Source organism: Agrobacterium sp. 22-210-1, from assembly GCF_053522525.1.
In genome coordinates, this window is the sequence record NZ_JBNWCI010000001.1 from 325864 (window position 1) to 343356 (window position 17493).

15 protein-coding genes are annotated in these 17493 nt (G+C 61.5%); 6 read left to right on the forward strand and 9 right to left on the reverse strand.

The window, feature by feature from the left end; genetic code table 11:
- Positions 1-68: 68 nt before the first annotated feature.
- From ACQZ5F_RS01640 to ACQZ5F_RS01655, 4 genes are read right to left on the reverse strand one after another with little or no spacing between them, the layout of a single operon-like run.
- Entirely contained in the window at positions 69-2153 is a 2085-nt protein-coding gene (locus tag ACQZ5F_RS01640; protein ID WP_225339664.1) for a hypothetical protein, read from the reverse strand.
- 1 nt (position 2154) lies between these two features.
- Entirely contained in the window at positions 2155-4965 is a 2811-nt protein-coding gene (locus ACQZ5F_RS01645) for a DUF4159 domain-containing protein (protein WP_225339665.1), read from the reverse strand.
- Positions 4962-5876: a DUF58 domain-containing protein gene (locus tag ACQZ5F_RS01650; protein WP_052818086.1), complete on the reverse strand. Its 915-nt coding sequence runs from the start codon at positions 5874-5876 to the stop codon at positions 4962-4964. Before ACQZ5F_RS01650 ends, ACQZ5F_RS01645 begins: the two co-directional genes overlap by 4 nt.
- Before the next feature lie 37 nt (positions 5877-5913).
- The gene (locus ACQZ5F_RS01655; protein ID WP_225339666.1) at positions 5914-6924 is read right to left on the reverse strand and encodes an AAA family ATPase; all 1011 of its coding nucleotides are present in this window, start codon (positions 6922-6924) and stop codon (positions 5914-5916) included.
- Between the two features lie 175 nt (positions 6925-7099).
- Here ACQZ5F_RS01655 and ACQZ5F_RS01660 point away from each other — a divergent pair, with 175 nt between their 5' ends.
- Genes ACQZ5F_RS01660 through ACQZ5F_RS01670 form a run of 3 tightly spaced genes read left to right on the forward strand, consistent with a single transcriptional unit; the run spans position 7100 to position 9617 of the window.
- A complete protein-coding gene (locus ACQZ5F_RS01660; RefSeq protein ID WP_137084976.1) occupies positions 7100-7729 on the forward strand; it encodes a DUF1285 domain-containing protein in 630 nt (209 codons plus the stop codon).
- Positions 7726-8364, forward strand: a complete 639-nt coding sequence (locus tag ACQZ5F_RS01665; protein WP_046797938.1) for an NUDIX hydrolase — start codon at positions 7726-7728, stop codon at positions 8362-8364. The genes ACQZ5F_RS01660 and ACQZ5F_RS01665 overlap by 4 nt, the downstream gene beginning before the upstream one ends.
- Positions 8361-9617 (forward strand): CCA tRNA nucleotidyltransferase, encoded by a 1257-nt coding sequence (locus ACQZ5F_RS01670; RefSeq protein WP_225339667.1) that lies wholly within the window; start codon positions 8361-8363, stop codon positions 9615-9617. Before ACQZ5F_RS01665 ends, ACQZ5F_RS01670 begins: the two co-directional genes overlap by 4 nt.
- Positions 9618-9643: 26 nt before the next feature.
- Here ACQZ5F_RS01670 and ACQZ5F_RS01675 read toward each other — a convergent pair whose 3' ends face one another.
- The 3 genes from ACQZ5F_RS01675 to hemF form a co-directional block, all read right to left on the reverse strand.
- Positions 9644-9829 (reverse strand): DUF1059 domain-containing protein, encoded by a 186-nt coding sequence (locus ACQZ5F_RS01675; protein ID WP_046797940.1) that lies wholly within the window; start codon positions 9827-9829, stop codon positions 9644-9646.
- A gap of 121 nt (positions 9830-9950) precedes the next feature.
- Positions 9951-10220 carry a hypothetical protein gene (locus tag ACQZ5F_RS01680; protein ID WP_046797941.1) on the reverse strand — a complete coding sequence of 90 codons (270 nt, stop codon included), beginning with the start codon at positions 10218-10220 and terminating at the stop codon, positions 9951-9953.
- Between the two features lie 122 nt (positions 10221-10342).
- Complete coding sequence (gene hemF, locus ACQZ5F_RS01685) at positions 10343-11254, reverse strand: oxygen-dependent coproporphyrinogen oxidase (protein ID WP_225339668.1); 912 nt, start codon at positions 11252-11254, stop codon at positions 10343-10345.
- A 131-nt stretch (positions 11255-11385) separates the two neighbouring features.
- Here hemF and ACQZ5F_RS01690 point away from each other — a divergent pair, with 131 nt between their 5' ends.
- Complete coding sequence (locus ACQZ5F_RS01690) at positions 11386-11658, forward strand: hypothetical protein (RefSeq protein ID WP_046797943.1); 273 nt, start codon at positions 11386-11388, stop codon at positions 11656-11658.
- Positions 11659-11718: 60 nt separating this feature from the next.
- On the opposite strand, the gene ACQZ5F_RS01695 is transcribed toward ACQZ5F_RS01690, so the two are convergent.
- Complete coding sequence (locus tag ACQZ5F_RS01695; protein ID WP_448731016.1) at positions 11719-13371, reverse strand: Na/Pi cotransporter family protein; 1653 nt, start codon at positions 13369-13371, stop codon at positions 11719-11721.
- Between the two features lie 174 nt (positions 13372-13545).
- Complete coding sequence (locus ACQZ5F_RS01700) at positions 13546-14007, reverse strand: tRNA (cytidine(34)-2'-O)-methyltransferase (RefSeq protein WP_046797945.1); 462 nt, start codon at positions 14005-14007, stop codon at positions 13546-13548.
- A 235-nt stretch (positions 14008-14242) separates the two neighbouring features.
- Between ACQZ5F_RS01700 and ACQZ5F_RS01705 the strand changes: the two genes are divergently transcribed.
- Both ACQZ5F_RS01705 and ACQZ5F_RS01710 read left to right on the forward strand, forming a co-directional pair.
- The gene (locus ACQZ5F_RS01705) at positions 14243-15118 is read left to right on the forward strand and encodes a phosphodiesterase (protein WP_225339669.1); all 876 of its coding nucleotides are present in this window, start codon (positions 14243-14245) and stop codon (positions 15116-15118) included.
- Between the two features lie 379 nt (positions 15119-15497).
- A complete protein-coding gene (locus ACQZ5F_RS01710) occupies positions 15498-17348 on the forward strand; it encodes an ABC transporter ATP-binding protein (protein WP_225339670.1) in 1851 nt (616 codons plus the stop codon).
- The last annotated feature ends 145 nt before the right edge of the window (positions 17349-17493 follow it).

The window sequence follows — 17493 nt, forward strand, 5'->3', positions numbered from 1 at the left end:
GGCGGCGGCCGCTTCCCGTTTTCCGTTCCGAGACGTGAAGCGCCTTAAGCTCTTCGCTGGAAACGCCCTTACCGCCCTTCACGCCACCAGAGCGCGGAGAAGGCAAGCAGCAGGGCGGCAAGCCCGGCAAAACCGGCAAACAGCGGCAGGGTGTTGACACCTTTCAGCACTGTCTCGTCGGTCAGACGTATCAGCATGCGATCCTCGTCGGCAACCCTGATGTCACCCCGCACCGGCAATATATCGGGCAGCGCGATGCGGCCGGAATTATCGGCGACACGGTGCACGCTGCCCCTGGTGGCGTCGGCCAGCGGTTTCAGCGTTTCGGTGGTCGAGATCATCGCCTTGAATTCCGGCGCATCCACCGCGCCGACATGGACGAGGGTGGTGAAATCGCCGTTTTTGATCTCGAACAGGCCGGTTTCGTCCATACGGCGCTCGATCCTGTAGAGGCCGGGCTCGGTGCTGGTGAAGGCCATGTTCTCGGTCTTGCCGGAAGGGAAGCGCAGGCTTGCCTGACCGGGATCGTCGCCGATGGTCTGGCGGGTGATTTGCAATGTGCGGCCATTGGCCCGTGCCGTCAGTGCTTCTTCTTCAAGCTCCGGCTCTTTCATCAGCCAGTGGGCGATGCGGCGGTAAAGCGCCACATGCGGGCCGCCGCCTTCATAACCGCGCGCCCAGAGCCAGCCCTGATCGGACAGCAGCATGGCCACACGGCCTTCGCCCTGACGGTTGAGCACCAGCAGCGGGTCCTGCCCGTCGCCCAGCATCACGGTCTGGCCCTGCGGCGGGTCGACGCTGATGGTGCGGAACCAGCGGCCCCATTGCGGCGGCTCAACGCCAGATCCATCCAGCCCGCGGGTGACGGGGTGTTTTTTGCCCGCTTCCGAAAGGCGCGGATAGAAGGCGGCCTGATGCACCTGACCGGTCGGCTGTGCCGGCAGAACGGAGGCGAGCGGCGTCATGGCGATCGAATCCTGACCGGCATGTTCCGGCCCGGCGGCGATCAAGAGCGCGCCGCCCTTTTCGACATATTGGGCGATGTAATCGTAATAGAGGATCGGCAGCACGCCGCGATGCTGGTAGCGGTCGAAAATGATGAGGTCGAAATCCTCGATCTTTTCGACGAACAATTCGCGGGTGGGGAAGGCGATCAGCGAGAGTTCGTTGATCGGCGTGCCGTCCTGTTTTTCCGGCGGGCGCAGAATGGTGAAATGCACCAGATCGACCGAGGCGTCGGATTTCAGCAGGTTACGCCACGCCCGTTCGCCGGCATGCGGCTCGCCGGAGACCAGCAGCACGCGCAGGTTCTGGCGGATGCCTTCGATCAGGTGCACGGCGCGGTTGTTGGCGGCCGTCACTTCGCCGGGAAGCTCGGCGACGGAAAATTCCATGACATTGTTGCCGCCACGCGGAACCTTGAAGCTGAACGGCGTCGGCTGGCCGGGTGTGGCCTGAAGCGTGGCGATTTCTTCGCCATTCATCTTCACTGTCACTTCCGCCGCACCGCCGCCTGCGGGGCGACCGTCGTCAAAGACGCGCAGCGTCAGCTGCTGTTCCTCGTTGACGATGCCGAAGCGTGGGGCGCGGACGATCTCGATACGGCGGTCAAACTCATCGGCCTTGCCGGTGATCAGCCCGTGCACGGGGGCGCGGAAGCCCAGCGCCTGTTCGGCGTTGGGCAGGGCATTCGGGATATCGTGAATCTGGCCGTCGCTGAGGAAGATCGCACCGCCGACACGGGACGGCGAGACATCTGACACGGCGGAGGAGAGCGCCGAAAAAAGCTGCGTCGAGGGCGAATCACTCTCGCCATCGTCGCGCACTTCGACGATGCGTGGTTCGATGCGCGGGAAGCGGGACAGCCGGTCTTTCAGCGTCTCCAGCGCGGTATCGGTCATTTGTGGCCGGTCCTGCACGTCCTGGCTCTGCGAGCGATCGACGATGACGGGCACGATGGTGGAAAGCGGCTCGCGCTCCTCCTGCGTCAGAAGCGGATTGGCGATGGCAGCCAGCAAGGCGGCAAGCGCCAGCCCGCGCAGCCATGCGCCACGCACGCCACGCCACAGGCCGATGAAGGAGAGCGCAAGAGCGGCGACGGCCAGAACGGCGATCACGATCCACGGCAGGAATGGGGAGAAGGTCAATGTCATGTCACTGCCCCAACCGTTCGAGAAGTGCGGGAACGTGGACCTGATCGGCCTTGTAGTTGCCGGTCAACATATACATCATGATGTTGACGCCGGAGCGGAAGGCATGTTCGCGCTGCATCTCGTCCGGCGGCACGGTTGGCAGAACCGGTGCGCCCTGCGGATCGACGGCCCAGGCGCCGGCGAAATCATTGCCCGTTATCATGATCGGCGTCACGCCATCGCCGGAAGAGGAGAGGCCCGAGGTGGTCTTCGCCGCGCCCTGACGGGATTCCACCCAGAGCGGCGAACCATTGTAACGGCCGGGGAAATTGGTGAGCAGGTAGAAGGAGCGCGTCAGCACGTGATCTTCCGGCACAGGCTCCAGCGGCGGAATATCGATATTGGCGAGGATCGCCTGCAAACGCTCGCCATTAGCGCTTGTCGTGCCGGTGTCGAGCGACGTGAACTGGTCGCGTGTATCAAACAAAACCGTGCCGCCGGCGCGCATATAGGCGTCGATGCGCGATATGGCGGCGCTGGACGGCATGGGTGCCGTGGCGGAAACCGGCCAGTAGATGATGGGATAGAAGGACAATTCATCCTTGGAGATGTCGAGGCCAACCGGCTGACCGGGTTCCAGCGTCGTGCGCCAGGTCAGGAATTCGCTGAGACCTTGGAGACCCTGCTCGGAAATGCGGTCGACATCGTCTTCGCCGGTGCGGACATAAGCGAGATGCGTCGTATCCAGCCGCTCGAAAATCTGCTCGTCGCCGGGTTTCGGATCGTCGGCGCGGGCATCCGTTGGCGACATGGCGGCAAAGGCGCCCAAGGCCAAGAGGATTGTAGCGGCGGTGGCGCTGCGGGCTTTCGGCAGGCGTGCGAAGGCGCCGTTCATGAAGAGCACGATCAGGCTGTCGGCAATCAGCATCAGAAAGGCGGCGATGAACAGGGCCGGGCGCAGCGATTTCGCCGTTTCGCCGATCAGCGCTTCGCTGGTGGTGCTGACACCGGCGACGGACGTATCGAGCGGGCGCAGCGTCGCACCTGCCGGCAGGAGGTTGAGAGCCACGAAACCATCCTCTGTGCCATAGAGGCCGGGGGGATTGTCGAAACCGGTGCGGGGCGGCTGGCCGGCGCGCATTTCCAGCGGCCGGGCAGTGCCGATTTCGGCTGAAAGCGCGCCTTCGGCCGTCAGCAGCCGGAACGGGGGCAGGGCGGCGGCCGGGGCGTTTGCGTTGGCGGAAGCGCCGCCCGCCTTCGACAATTGCACGATACGGCGCAGCATATCGACGAAATGGCCCGAGATCGGCAGGTCGGACCAGCTTGCTTCAGCGCTGACATGGAAGAGCACGATGCGGCCAGCCTCGACAGTGCGGGTGGTGACGAGCGGCGTGCCATCGGCAAGGCTTGCCCATGTGCGTTCCGCCAGATCAGGTGTCGGTTCGGCCAGAACCTGGCGTTTGACGAGAATGCCATCCGCCTTCGGCATGCCGGCGAAAGCGCCGAAATTCGGGAAATCGGCAAGCGGCTGCGGCTCGGCCCAGGAGAGCGCGCCACCAAGCGCACGTTCGCCCTGCCTGAGCGTCACCGGCACCAGAGGATCGTCTGCAGGGGCTGCGGCAAGGCGCGGCCCGGCGAAACGGATGAGCGTGCCGCCGCCGGCGAGCCAACGCTGCATCGGCTCATAGGTTTCCTGCGGCAGGCGGCCGATATCGGCCATGACGATGACGGAGGGGTTGGATTGCAGGATTTCCGGGATCGCCTGCGCCAGATCGGCCTGCCGCTGCGGGATGAGATCGGCAAAAGGCTGAAGCGCGCGGCTGATGTAATAAAGCGGTTGTAGCAGCGGTTGGAAATCATTGCCGGTTTCACCGGCCAGCAGCGCCACGCGACGGCGGCGGAAGCCGTCGTCGAGAAGATGCACCGCACCCGCCGTCGACACGCCTTCGAGGGACAGGCGGGCAAAATCGTTGCGCAGTTCGAAGGGGGCTTCCACCGTTGCCGTGGTTTCGGCCGCGCCGGGCGCGAAGTTCGCGATGCCATTGGCGAGGATGCGGCCCTGGCTGTCTTGCGCATTGACGGTCAGCCGGGCGGCTTCGGCCGTGTCGAGCCGCGAAAGCGTGACGCTCATGGCATCGGCATTGTTGGTGGCGCCGGTAATGGCGGCGATGGCCTTGCCGTCGCCCTTCACGATGCGGAATTCGGCGGGTGAGAGGCTGGCAAGCGTTCTCATCGCGTTTTCATCCTGCGCGGTCTGAACACCATCGGCAATATAAGCGAGCGTGCCGGGGGTCGTGCCGTTCAGCGCCTCGGTGATGGCTTCGGCCGTGCGCACGCGGTCCGGTATCAGCGGTTTCGGCTTGGCGGCGGCAAGCTTGTCCAGCGCCACGGCTGTCGTTCCCGAGACGGCATCATGTTCGGCATCGGCGGTGAAGCTGATGGAGACGGGGCGGTCGGCCCGCTCCGCATCGCCGATCAGGGCCTGAGCGGTGGCCACGCGCCTTTCCCAGTCGGGTGCGGAGGCCCAGCCATTATCGACCAACAGCACCAGCGGGCCGCTGCCAGCAATGCTGTTGTTGCGCGGGTTCACCACCGGATCGGCCAGCGCAAAAATCACGGCGGCGGCCAGCGCCATGCGCAAAAGGGTCAGCCACCACGGGCTTTTCGATGGCGTTTCCTCGCGCTTCAGCACCGTCGCCAATATCTTCAGTGGCGGAAAGACTTCCGCCTTGGGGCGTGGCGGGGTGAGCCGCAGCAGCCACCAGATGGCGGGCAGCGCCAAGAGGCCGAAGAGGATATAGGGGCTGGTGAAGACGAAAGGCAATGCGCTCATCGGTGCCCACCGTCTTGCGCTGGCGCGCCGGAAAGATACATGTGAACGGCCACAAGCGCCTCGGAAGCGAGATGATCGGTGCGGTGGAAGACGAAGTTCCAGCCGAGACGGCGCAGCGATGAGGACAGCGCCTCGCGCCTTGCGAGATAGGCGCGAGTGTAATCCTCACGAATGGTCTCGGCGCGGCCGGACACCAGTTTTTCGCCGGTTTCCGGATCGGTGAATTCCGTACGGCCGGAATAGGGGAAGGTTTCCTCGGCCGGATCGGCGATTTCCACCACATGGCCGCGCAGGCCACGTCGCGCCAGAGGCGAAATCCGCTCCATCACGTTTTTCGCATCATCGAGAAAATCGCCGATGAGGACGATATCGCTCGCGCCGCGGATCATGCCCGTTTCCGGCATGCCTGTGGTGAGCGGCGCATGCATGATGGCGGCGGCGAGCCTCTCGGCGGCGTTTCTGGCCGAGACCGGCTCCATGATGCCGGGGCAGCCGATGCGCTCGCCCGAGCGTGCGAGGATTTCCGCCAGCGCCAGCATCAGCACCAGCGCCCGGCTTTCCTTGGAGACAGAGCCGAGGGTGGATTTGAACATCATCGATGGCGACATGTCGGCCCAAAGCCAGATGGTGTGGGCGGCTTCCCATTCCCGGTCACGCACATAGGTATGGTCGTCGCGGGCGGAGCGCCGCCAGTCGATGCGCGACAGGCTTTCGCCTTCGGCATAGGGGCGGAACTGCCAGAAATTTTCGCCGATGCCGCGCTTGCGGCGGCCGTGCCAGCCGGCGGTGACGGTGTTGGCGATGCGCTTTGCCTCGACCATGCAGTCCGGCACCAGTGCGGCACGCTGGCGCGCGCGCGCCAGAACTTCGCTACCCGGCGTCTTGTCTACGATCTGGCCGATGGATGCCACAGGCACTCCTTTCGCGAAAGGTTAGGCACGCGTCTTTTTAGTTCTTCGCCTGCTCCACGAGGGCTGCGATGACATCGCGCACCGACATGCCTTCGGCGCGGGCCGCAAAGGTCAGCGCCATGCGGTGTTCCAGAACCGGTTCAGCCAGCGCATGGACATCGTCCAGCGACGGGGCGAGCCGGCCTTCGTAGAGCGCACGGGCGCGAGCCGTCAGCATCAGCGACTGGCCGGCGCGCGGACCTGGTCCCCAGACAACGTGCTTGTCGGTCAATTTGTTGCCATGGCCGGGGCGGGCGGAGCGGACGAGCGAGAGGATCGCATCCACGACCCTGTCGCTGACCGGCATCTGGCGGATGAGGGCCTGGATTTCCATCAGGCGCCCGGCATCGATCACGCCGCGCGCTTCGCCGGAGGCGGTGCCCGTCGTATCGAGAAGAATCTGGCGTTCGGCGGCAAGTTCGGGATAACCGACATCCACCTGCAGCAGGAAGCGGTCGAGCTGGGCTTCGGGCAGCGGATAGGTGCCTTCCTGTTCCAGCGGGTTCTGGGTGGCGAGAACATGGAACGGCTTCGGCAGCTCATAGGTCTGGCCGGCCATGGTGATGTGATATTCCTGCATGGCCTGCAAAAGTGCGGACTGCGTGCGCGGGCTGGCGCGGTTGATTTCATCGGCCATCAGCAGCTGGCCGAAAATCGGACCCTTGATGAAACGGAAGGAACGGCGGCCGTTCTCGTCCTGATCCATGACTTCGGAACCGAGAATATCCGACGGCATCAGGTCCGGTGTGAACTGGATGCGGTTGGCATCCAGGCCAAGCACGGTGCCGAGCGTGGTGACGAGCTTGGTCTTGGCGAGGCCGGGAACGCCGACGAGCAGCGCATGGCCGCCGGAGAGGATGGCGAGAAGCGTGTTCTGCACCACTTTTTCCTGGCCGAAAATGACCTTGGAGACTTCCGTGCGGATGGCCGCGATGTCGGAAAGCGCCTTTTCGGCCGCGGCGACGATGGCCTTTTCATCGAGGGTTTCGCCGGTATTCATCACGCCCATGTCGCTCTCCTCATACCTTCGCCGCTGTCACAGTCGCATCCCGGTTTTGCTGGCAGTCGGCCGGGACGGATTTTGCGCTGCATATAGCTTATTGCTCTCTTGGCCGCTGACAAGCGCCATTCGAATGACTATGTCGTGACTTAGTATTTCCTTATCGGCAAAGCGAGACTCGAATATGGCAGCGGAGACGATAAATTCGGCTGATGATGCGGCCGGGCTTGCGGCGATGATTTCCCGCGCCGCCGAACAGACCGGCGACGCCAAGCGCGGGCCGGCCCCGGTGGATCGCTGGAATCCGCCCTTTTGCGGCGATCTCGACATGGAAATCCGCGCCGATGGCACCTGGTTCTACCTCGGCACCCCCATCGGCAGGGCGCCGCTGGTGCGGCTGTTTTCCACCGTTCTGCGCAAGGATGAGGACGGCAAGACCTATCTTGTAACTCCTGTGGAAAAAGTCGGCATCCGGGTGGTGGATGCACCATTCGTCGCGGTGGAAATGACGGTGAATGCGGGTGTCGAGGATGGCGAATCCTTGCTGACCTTTCGCACCAATGTCGGCGACGTTGTGGAGGCGGGGCCGGAGCATCCGCTGCGCTTTGAAATTTTCGGTGAAAACCGCGAATTGAAACCCTATCTTCTGGTGCGCGGCCGGTTGGAGGCGCTCGTCTCGCGGGCCGTGATGTATGATCTCGTTGCGCTCGGCGAGGTGATCGACGTGGATGGCGTCGAGATGTTTGCGGTGCGCTCGGGCGGGGTAATCTTTCCGGTGATGCCCGCAAAGGAACTGGAACGGCTTTCACAATGACGATGATGACAACGGGCCTCAAGGCTTTTACCGCCGCCGATTTCCGCCGCCGTGTGCTGCAGGAAGGCGAGGGCGTGGCCGAGCGGGAAAATGGCGACCATGTGCTCAATCCGGGCGTGGTGCTCTCTGGCAACGGCATTCGGCTGAAGGATGCCGCAGTGCTGATACCGGTTATCGACGATGGCAACGATGCGCGGGTGATCTTTACCCAGCGCACAGCAACCCTGCGCCAACATTCAGGCCAGATTTCCTTTCCGGGCGGCGGCATCGATGCCGAGGACCGCACGCCGGAAGAGGCAGCACTGCGCGAGACGGAAGAGGAGATCGGCCTTTCCAGGTCCTTCGTGGAAACGGTCGGACGACTGCCGGATTATATTTCCGGGACCGGTTTTCGCATCAAGCCGGTACTGTCCGTCGTCCGTCCCGGCTTTGATTTGACGCTTAATCCCACGGAGGTGGATGAGGTTTTCGAGGTGCCGCTGTCCTTTTTGATGGACCCGGTCAATCACGGGCGCGGCAGCCGCATCTTTCAGGGGAAGGAGCGGTTTTTCTACGAAATGCCCTATGGCGAACGCTACATTTGGGGCATTACGGCGGGCATCGTCAGGACGATTTACGAGAGGTTTTATACATGAATAGCCTTGCCGGGCGTGACTGGTTCGAAAAACCGGCGCTGAAGCGCATCTTCACGCTTCTGAATGCCGATGGCGGCGAGGTGCGGATCGTCGGCGGCGCGGTGCGCAATGCGCTGATGGACCTGCCGGTCGTCGATGTCGACATGGCAACGACGCTTACCCCTGATGTGGTGGTTCAGCGGGCGAAGGCGGCGGGCATCAAGGCGGTGCCGACCGGCATCGAACACGGCACGGTAACGCTGGTGATCGATGGCGAAGGTTTTGAAGTCACGACTTTGCGCCGTGATGTCGAGACCAATGGCCGCCACGCGCAGGTTGCCTTCGGCACCGACTGGCAGACCGATGCCGAGCGGCGGGACCTCACCATCAATGCTCTTTATGCCGACGAGAAGGGTGAGATCATCGATCTCATCGATGGCCTTCCGGATGTGGAAACCCGCACGGTGCGCTTTATCGGCGATGCGGCGATGCGGATTTCGGAAGATTATCTGCGGATTCTCCGGTTTTTCCGGTTTTTCGCTCATTATGGCTCAGGTCGCCCCGATGCAGATGGTCTTCGGGCAAGCGCGCGGGCCAAGGACAAGCTTGGTACGCTTTCGGCCGAGCGCGTCTGGAGCGAGCTGAAAAAGCTGCTTTCCGCCCGCGATCCTTCCCGCGCCCTGCTGTGGATGCGGCAATCGGGTGTTCTGGCGGAAATTCTGCCCGAAACGGAGAAATGGGGCATCGATGCCATTCACGGGCTGGTGGCGACGGAGCAGTCCCTCGGCTGGGCCGTGGACCCCATGTTGCGGCTTGCCGCCATCGTGCCGCCCGACAAGGAGCGGTTGGCGGCGCTTGCAACGCGCCTGAGGCTGTCGAAGGCTGAGGCCGGATATCTTGCAAATTGGGCTTCCGCCCCGGTTATCGACCCTGAAATGAAGGAGACGGCGCTTGACCGGCTGCTTTATCGACGGGGCGTCGAGGGTGTGAAGACGCGGCTGAAGCTCGCGCTTGCCTCGGCCCGTGCCGACCTTTCGGCGGGCGATGCGGCGATGCAGAAAGTGGCGCGTCTTTCGACGCTGCTGACGAGGGCGGAAAAATTCAAGAAGCCGGGATTTCCCTTGAGCGGTGCGGATGTGATGGCCGCCGGCGTCGAATCTGGCCCGAAGGTGGGCGAGGTGCTGAAAAGCCTTGAGGAAAAGTGGATCGACGTCAATTTCTCACTGGACCGGGCAGCGCTGACCGCCCGGCTGAAAACCATGCTGGAGAATTGAGGCCGCAGCGATGACGGCGGTTCGGCTTAAGCCGCATTTGCCTCATCGCGGATGCGGGCCTTGATGTTGTCGATCATATTTTCGCGGATCGTGGTTTCGCCATGCGCCGAGCGCATATGCTCCACCGTGCGGCGGACAACTTCTGCGTCGTCATCGGCGCGTGTATGCCAGGCACAGCCGGGCACGAGCGTTCCACATTCAAACAGTCTCATTGGTTTTGCCTCCCTGTTTCGAGTGAGGGACAGCATTGAATGAACATGCTGTCCCTCGCACAAGAAACGAATGTTCGCCGCTTATGTTCCAGAGCGGCGCCCTTCGACCTTATTCAGGCCCCTATTCGGGCATCGCCCAGCACTGGAAAACAGAGGATGTGCTGGCTGCCGGAACTTTTGTACGAGGCATTTCGTCATTGGCCGCCCGCCGTGCCGTCGTTTGTCCGGCAAGGGTGCGCTTTACCTGTTCGACATAAAAGGAATGCGGCAGTTCGCGATCGCCCGTGGCACGCATTTCCGCTGCCAGGCGGTCGATCAAATCAGGGGTATCGATGGATTGCGGTGCTGCCTCGGGGGAAGCAGAAATAGGCATGCTGTTCGAAGTAATCATGACGATAGCTCCTCCAGTACGTCTGCGGGAGGAGACTACCACTGCCTTGATTTTTCCATAAGTCCTAATTTGCGCCATTTGCGACAAATTGGCTGATGAGCGTCAAATTTGCGTGAGGTTTTTTAGGGCCAGCGCACCACCGGCGGCAAAGACGACAGGATCGATTCGACGTTGCCGCCCGTCTTCAGGCCGAAGATGGTGCCGCGATCGTAAAGCAGGTTGAATTCCACGTAGCGGCCGCGGCGGATAAGTTGCTCGTCGCGGTCCTCTTCCGTCCAGTTCTGGTTGAAATTGGCGCGGACGATCTTCGGATAGACCAGATTGAAGGCGCGGCCGACATCCTGCACAAAGGCGAAATTGGCGTCCCAGCCGCCCTTTTCTTCTTCCGGGTGCAGCCAGTCGAAGAAGATGCCGCCGGTGCCGCGTGGCTCGTTGCGGTGTTTCAGGAAGAAATAATCGTCGCACCACGTCTTGTATCGCGGATAATCGGCGACCGGATGACGGTTGCAGGTGATCTCGAAGGCGCGGTGGAACAGCTGGGTGTCCGGGTCCTGTTCGTCACGTCTGCGCCCCAGCACCGGCGTCAAATCCGCGCCGCCGCCGAACCAGTGGCTGGTGGTGACGACCATGCGGGTGTTCATGTGCACGGCCGGCACATTGGGATTGACCGGATGGGCGATCAGCGAGAGGCCGGAGGCCCAGAAACGCGGGTCTTCTTCCGCACCCGGTATCTGCTTGCGGAATTCCGGCGAAAATTCGCCATAGACGGTGGAAGTGTGCACGCCGACCTTTTCGAAGACGCGGCCTTCCATCATCGACATCCTGCCGCCGCCGCCTTCGCCATTGTCACGCAACCAGTCCTTCTGCACGAAGCGGCCGGGCTCCTGATCCGACAAGGGGCCGGTCAGGTCATTTTCGAGCGTCTCGAAGGAGGTGACGATGGTGTCGCGCAGATGCTGGAACCACGCCTGGGCAACGGCCTTCTTGTCTTCGATGTCCTCGGGCAAGCCCTTCGGCAAGATTGGCCGTTCCATATCTCTTCTCTCCTGCGGTGAAGTCCGTTCCCTGCCGCGTCTAGCAGGTGTTTGCGCCGCGCACAAATTCGACTCGCCAAGGCGGCGTGCCGACACTATCTTTATCGATGTAGGTGCCAGAGGTGAATATCATGACGAAATTTGCCGGACCGCCCCTCGACGGGCTGAAGCGCAGGATTGCCAATCACCGCAAGGAACGCGAAAGCGCCGGCGGCGAACAAAAACGGGACGGCATGTTCGTGCGCCAGACCTTCTGTCTTGGGCGTGAGGAGGCCCGTGCCAAGGCGCGCGAATGGTTCGACAGCTTTCCGAAGGCCGCCTATTGGACAGAAGTGGAAAGCTGGCGGCTGCTGGAAGGCGACCGCATTGAATTCACCATGCGCAGGCTTCCCTCGGCCGATTGAGTTTCAGAGCGGTTTCGCATTTCCGGACGGGAAACCGAGGACCGCTTTTCCTGGAAAGGCTCAGGCGCGCGGCTCGGCATAACGCAGGCGGCTTTCGATCAGCACGCCGCTTTCATCCAGAATGGGATGCGCCACCGAAACGATATGGGCGTTGATGCGCTTCAGATCCCGCAGCATGTCGAGGTGCAGCGAGCTGGTCTGCATGCTTTCTGCCAACCCGTCACGCAGACGCTCCAGATGGCGGTTGGAGGACTGTTTTTCGAGGCGGCGTATATCCACCTTGCTTTCCATCAGCCGGCGAGCAAGATCGAAATCGCCGGTGACCAGAATGCTCTGCGCGGCCCGCAGATTTTCAATGGTCATGTCGAACAGGGTTTTCAGCTCCTCGTAACCGTCGTCGGAAAATTTGAAGCTGTTCAGCACCTTCTTGCGGATCTGCTCGCAGATGCCTTTTTCGATGATATCGCCGATATGTTCGAGATTGATCGCATAGTCGATGATGGCGATCGAACGGCGTGCTTCCTCGTCGGCAAGCCCCTTGCGCCCCAGTTGTGAAAGATAGACCTTCACCTCCTGCTGGCGGCGGTCGACCTTCTTTTCGAGCAAGGAAACTTCCTGAAGCGGCGCCAGATCATTGTGCTTGAAGGCGTTTTCGGCGCGGATCAGCATCCGCTCGATGCTGTCGCCGACGCTTAGGACTTCGCGGGTGGCGTTGGCAAGCGCGACGACGGGCATATCAAGCGCCTGCTGGTCGAGGAAATTCGGGCCGTCTTCAGCCTTCGGATCGCCCGGCACGAGTTTCGCCATCAGGTCGGATATCAGGCCGGAGAAGGGCCAGGCCACCGCCGCCAGAATGACGTTGAAGATGAGATGCGCATCCACTGGCAACTTGGCGGGCGAAAGCGGCAATTGCTGCAAATACGCCGCGCCGTAAGAGGCGAGCGGCATGGCGATGAGGCAGCCGATGGTACGCACCACGAGGTTGCCGATGGTGATGCGCCGCGCAGAGGCGGGGCCGGAGAGTGTGGCGATGACGGGCGGAATGGCGCCGCCGAGGTTGGCGCCGAGAATGAGAACGATGATGAGGCCGGCGGAAAGCGTGCCGGTGGCGGCCAGCGACAGGATCAGCACCACGACGGCAAGGCTGGAAGAGGAGACGAAGGCCAGCACCGCGGAAAAGATCAACGCGACGGGCCATGCGCCATCCAGCAGGCCGATGAAGACGCCAAGGGCGGGGGAGGCGCGCATCGGTTCGGTGGCCCCGCTCAAAAGATGCAGCGACAGGAGCATGAGGCCTATGCCAATCACCGCCGTTCCGCCGCCCTGTCTGGCATTGGAACTGCCTTTCTTGAGGATGATGCCTGAAAGGATCAAAAGTGGTGACAGCCATTCCACCCCGGCGGCCACAATCCATGCGGTGACTGCGGTGCCGACATTGGCGCCAAGCAGCACCACCTGCGCCATGCGCGGTTTGATGAAGTCACGTTCGGCGAAGGAGGCGACGGTGAGCGCCGTTGCCGTCGAGCTTTGAAGCGCGACGGTGGCGAAGAAGCCGGAAAAGAAGGAACGCGGGCCGTTCTGGGTGCCGGTGGCCAGCACGCTTCTGAGTTTCATGCCGAAGGCGCGGGTGACGCCGTCCTTGACCTGCGCCAAGCCGAAAAGCAGCAGCGCGACCGCGCCGAGAAGGTTGACGATGACAATGGTGGATTGCATGCTACGTCTCCTCACACCCGCCGGCGGATTGCCCCGGCGAGGGCGATTTTTAGTTGCCCGGCTAATCAGTATAGGAGCGTGAACGCGTCCGGTACAGGCCATGTTGCGACAGTTTCGCGATGAAATCGGTCAATTTTCATATTTGCCTGAAAAAATGGCTGCAAAGATGGCAGGTCAGGCCCATTCCGTCTGGCGCAAGGCCTCGCCGGAGATCATCGCCGCCGACATGGCGACGTTGATGGAGCGTTGTCCGGGCACCATGGGGATGATGATTCGCTCATCCGCTTTTTCATGCACGTGGTCTGGCACGCCGGCACTTTCCCGCCCGAAGAGCAGGATATCATCGGTGCGGTAGCTGATATCAGTATAGGGCAGGGCGGCCTTGGTGGAGGCGAGAACAAGGCGGCGGCCGGTGGCTGCACGCCATTCCTCGAAGCGATCCCAGCTGACATGGCGCGTCAGTGCCGCCGCGGCAATATAATCCATGCCCGCCCGTTTCAGATTGCGGTCGGAAATATCGAAGCCGGCCGGCTCGATGATATCGACGCCGAGGCCGAGGCAGGCGGCCAATCGCAGGATGGTGCCGGTATTGCCGGGAATATCGGGTTGATAAAGGGCGATTCTGATTTCGGGCATGGTTTTCTCATGGCGATTGGAGTGCCTGCCCGATTATCACGAGCGGCGGGCGGGCAACAGATGCGGCACAAAAAGTCCCTTTCCGGTGCCGTCGTCGGCCGGATATTCATTCGCGTGACACACAGGGCGGCTACCCATTCACCAGCACATCGTCAGGCCTGTCCGGAACATCGGTCGTGGCCGTCACGATATCTTTTCGAGCCGTATTTTCTGCACATAACAACAGGAGGACGCGATGTCCGAACGGGTGAATTTTGTCCATCTGACCGATCTGCATATCGGCAATCCGCAGCTGCAGGATGATGATCTTTATTCCGACACCTCGGCTACGTTGTCCGCCACGCTCACGCAGATCAAGGCGTTGGTGCCGCCGCCGGAATTCATCGTGGTCAGCGGCGATCTGACCAACCGGGGCGATGCCGGCAGCTATGAAGAACTCAAGCGCCTGATGGCTGAGGCGGAACTGGATGTGCCGGTGCTTTTCGCGCTTGGCAATCATGATCGCCGCGACGGTTTTTATCCCGTCATGCTCGGCCGCCACGAAGATCTGGACGCACCTTACGACCATTCGCAGGTGATTTCGGATATCCATGTCATCGTCATGGATACCAGCGTTCCCGGCAAGGTCGGTGGCGCTTTCGAGCCCGGCCAGATCGAATGGCTCGAGGAAGAACTCGAAAACCATCCCGACCTGCCGAAACTTCTGGTGATGCACCATGCGCCGGCGCTGGATTTCGACCGTCCCGATGCGGAGTGGGAATCCCTGTCCTTCGACGATACCGAGGCGCTGGACGAGGTGCTGTTCGAACACGACGTTATGGGCATTCTGGCGGGCCATATCCATTATGATCGCATGTCGCACTGGCAGGGTATTCCCGTTGTCGTCGGCATCGGCCAGCATTTCGCTACCGATCCGCTGTGGCTGCATGAGGGTGTACGCATGCTGTCGGGTGCATCTTTTGTCATCGGCACGGTGCGGGATACCGGTCTGACTGTCACCTTCGCGCCGCAGCCCAGCGATCGCCGGGAACTCAAGCGTCATACGCAGGCCGGCATGGTTGAGCTCGTTACGGAATATGAAAGCGGGCAGGCGCAGGACGCAGCCGAATAAGACGACATATTCAGATTGAGTGATGGGCGGTAACCTTTGCGGGTAAATCCGCCCATTTTGCTCTGTTGGACACAATCGAGAGTTTTCTGACGCATCCAGTATCTTTCCGACTGGTCATTGATTAATTTTTACGCTACAAGGCCACATCTTCAACACCAGCTAGGGAGGTTCTCATGGATATTCACATTCGCTTTCGCCTCCCGGCCCCAGTAGTGCCGCTGCTGGCTTAGGTGTTACTCCGCGGTTTGACCGCGTTTCCCATTTCTCGATTCGTCATGTGGCTGTCACGGCCATATCCAAAGACTTTTCCGTTCCGTCGTGAGCCATATTTGCGTTTGCTCACCTTTCGATGGGGCGATTGATTGCCGGAGCTTGGCCTATGTTTGGCTGGTTTGAAAAACGCCTCGATCCATTTCCCTCTTCGACGCCGGATGTGCCGCCGAAGAAGCTGTTGCCGTTCCTGTGGCATTATGTGAAGCCCGCCTGGCCGTGGCTGCTGCTGCTTGGCCTGATGTCCATGGGCATCGCCATTGCCGAAGCCATGCTCTACAAATTCCTCGGCAATATCGTCGACTGGCTTTCCACGGCCGATCGCGCGACGTTTTTTGCCGATGAGGGCTGGCATCTGATCGTGATGGCCGGACTGGTGCTCGTGGTGCTGCCGCTGATGGGTGCTGTCCACACCATGACGATGCACCAGACGCTTGCCGGCAATTTCGGCATGATCGCGCGCTGGAAAATGCATCGTTTCCTGCTGCGTCACTCCATGAACTTTTTCGCCAATGAATTTGCAGGCCGGGTTTCGACCAAGGTGATGCAAACGGCGCTGGCGATCCGCGAAGTGGCGCTGAAGGTGATTGACGTCTTCGTCTATGCCATCAGCTTCGTCGTCTCGATGTTGTTCATGGTGGCGGCGGCCGACTGGCGGCTGGTCATTCCGCTTCTGGCATGGCTCGGCATCTATATGTGCATTCTCGCCTATTTCGTGCCGAAACTCGGTCGGCTGGCGCAGGAACAGGCCGATGCGCGCTCGATGATGACGGGGCGGATCGTCGACAGCTACACCAATATCTCGACGATCAAGCTGTTTTCCCATGCGGGCCGCGAGGAGAGATATGCGCGTGAGGGTATGAATGTGTTTCTCGGAACCGTTCACCGCCAGATGCGCAAGATCTCCAGCTTCAACATCCTGATCGACCTCAACAATGCCGTGGTGCTGTTTTCCACGGCGGCGCTCGGTCTTTATTTCTGGATGCAGGGTTCGGTGACGGCCGGTTCGGTCGCCATCGCCATCAGCCTCGCCATGCGCGTCAACGGTATGTCGCAGTGGATCATGTGGGAAGTCACGTCGCTGTTTGAAAATATCGGCACGGTCTATGACGGCATGTCGATGATGACGAAACCGCACGATATCGTCGATGTCGCCAAGGCGCCGCAGCTTGCGGCACCGCAGGGCGCCATCCGTTATGACAATGTCCGCTTCCACTACGGCAAGAACAAGGGCGTGATCGACGGGCTGACGCTTGATATCAAGCCGGGCGAGAAGGTTGGTCTCGTCGGTCGCTCAGGCGCTGGCAAGACGACGCTGATGAACCTGCTGCTGCGCTTCTATGATCTGGAAGCAGGCAGGATCACCATCGACGGGCAGGACATCTCGAAGGTGTCGCAGGACAGCCTGCGCGAGTTGATCGGCGTGGTGACGCAGGATACTTCGCTGCTGCATCGCTCGATACGCGACAACATCGCCTATGGCCATCCCGAAGCCACCGACGAACAGGTGATCGCGGCGGCGAAGCGGGCAAATGCCTGGGATTTCATCGAAACGCTTGTCGACATGCATGGTCGCCAGGGTCTCGATGCCCAGGTGGGCGAACGCGGCGTGAAACTGTCAGGCGGCCAGCGCCAGCGTATCGCGATTGCCCGCGTGTTCCTCAAGAATGCGCCGATTCTGGTGCTGGACGAGGCGACCTCGGCACTTGACAGTGAAGTCGAAGCGGCGATCCAGGAGAACCTGTTCTCGCTGATGCAAGGCAAGACGGTGATTGCGATTGCCCACCGCCTTTCGACGCTGACCGAAATGGACCGACTCATCATCCTCGACAAGGGCCAGATTGTCGAGGCGGGCAGCCATGCGGAGCTGGTGGCGATGGGCGGCATCTATGCCGATCTGTGGCGACGCCAGTCCGGTGGTTTCATCGCCGACCACGAAGCGGAAGTGGCCGCGGAATAAAGAAAGAGAAAGGGCGGGAGTGATCCCGCCCTTTTGTCAAAGGCCTGAACCTCTCTGTCGTCATGCCGGCCTTGAGCCGGTATCCAGCCATGGCGTGTCTGCGCCGTGAGAAACGCATTTTTTTTGCGATCAGGCGCGGAACGTG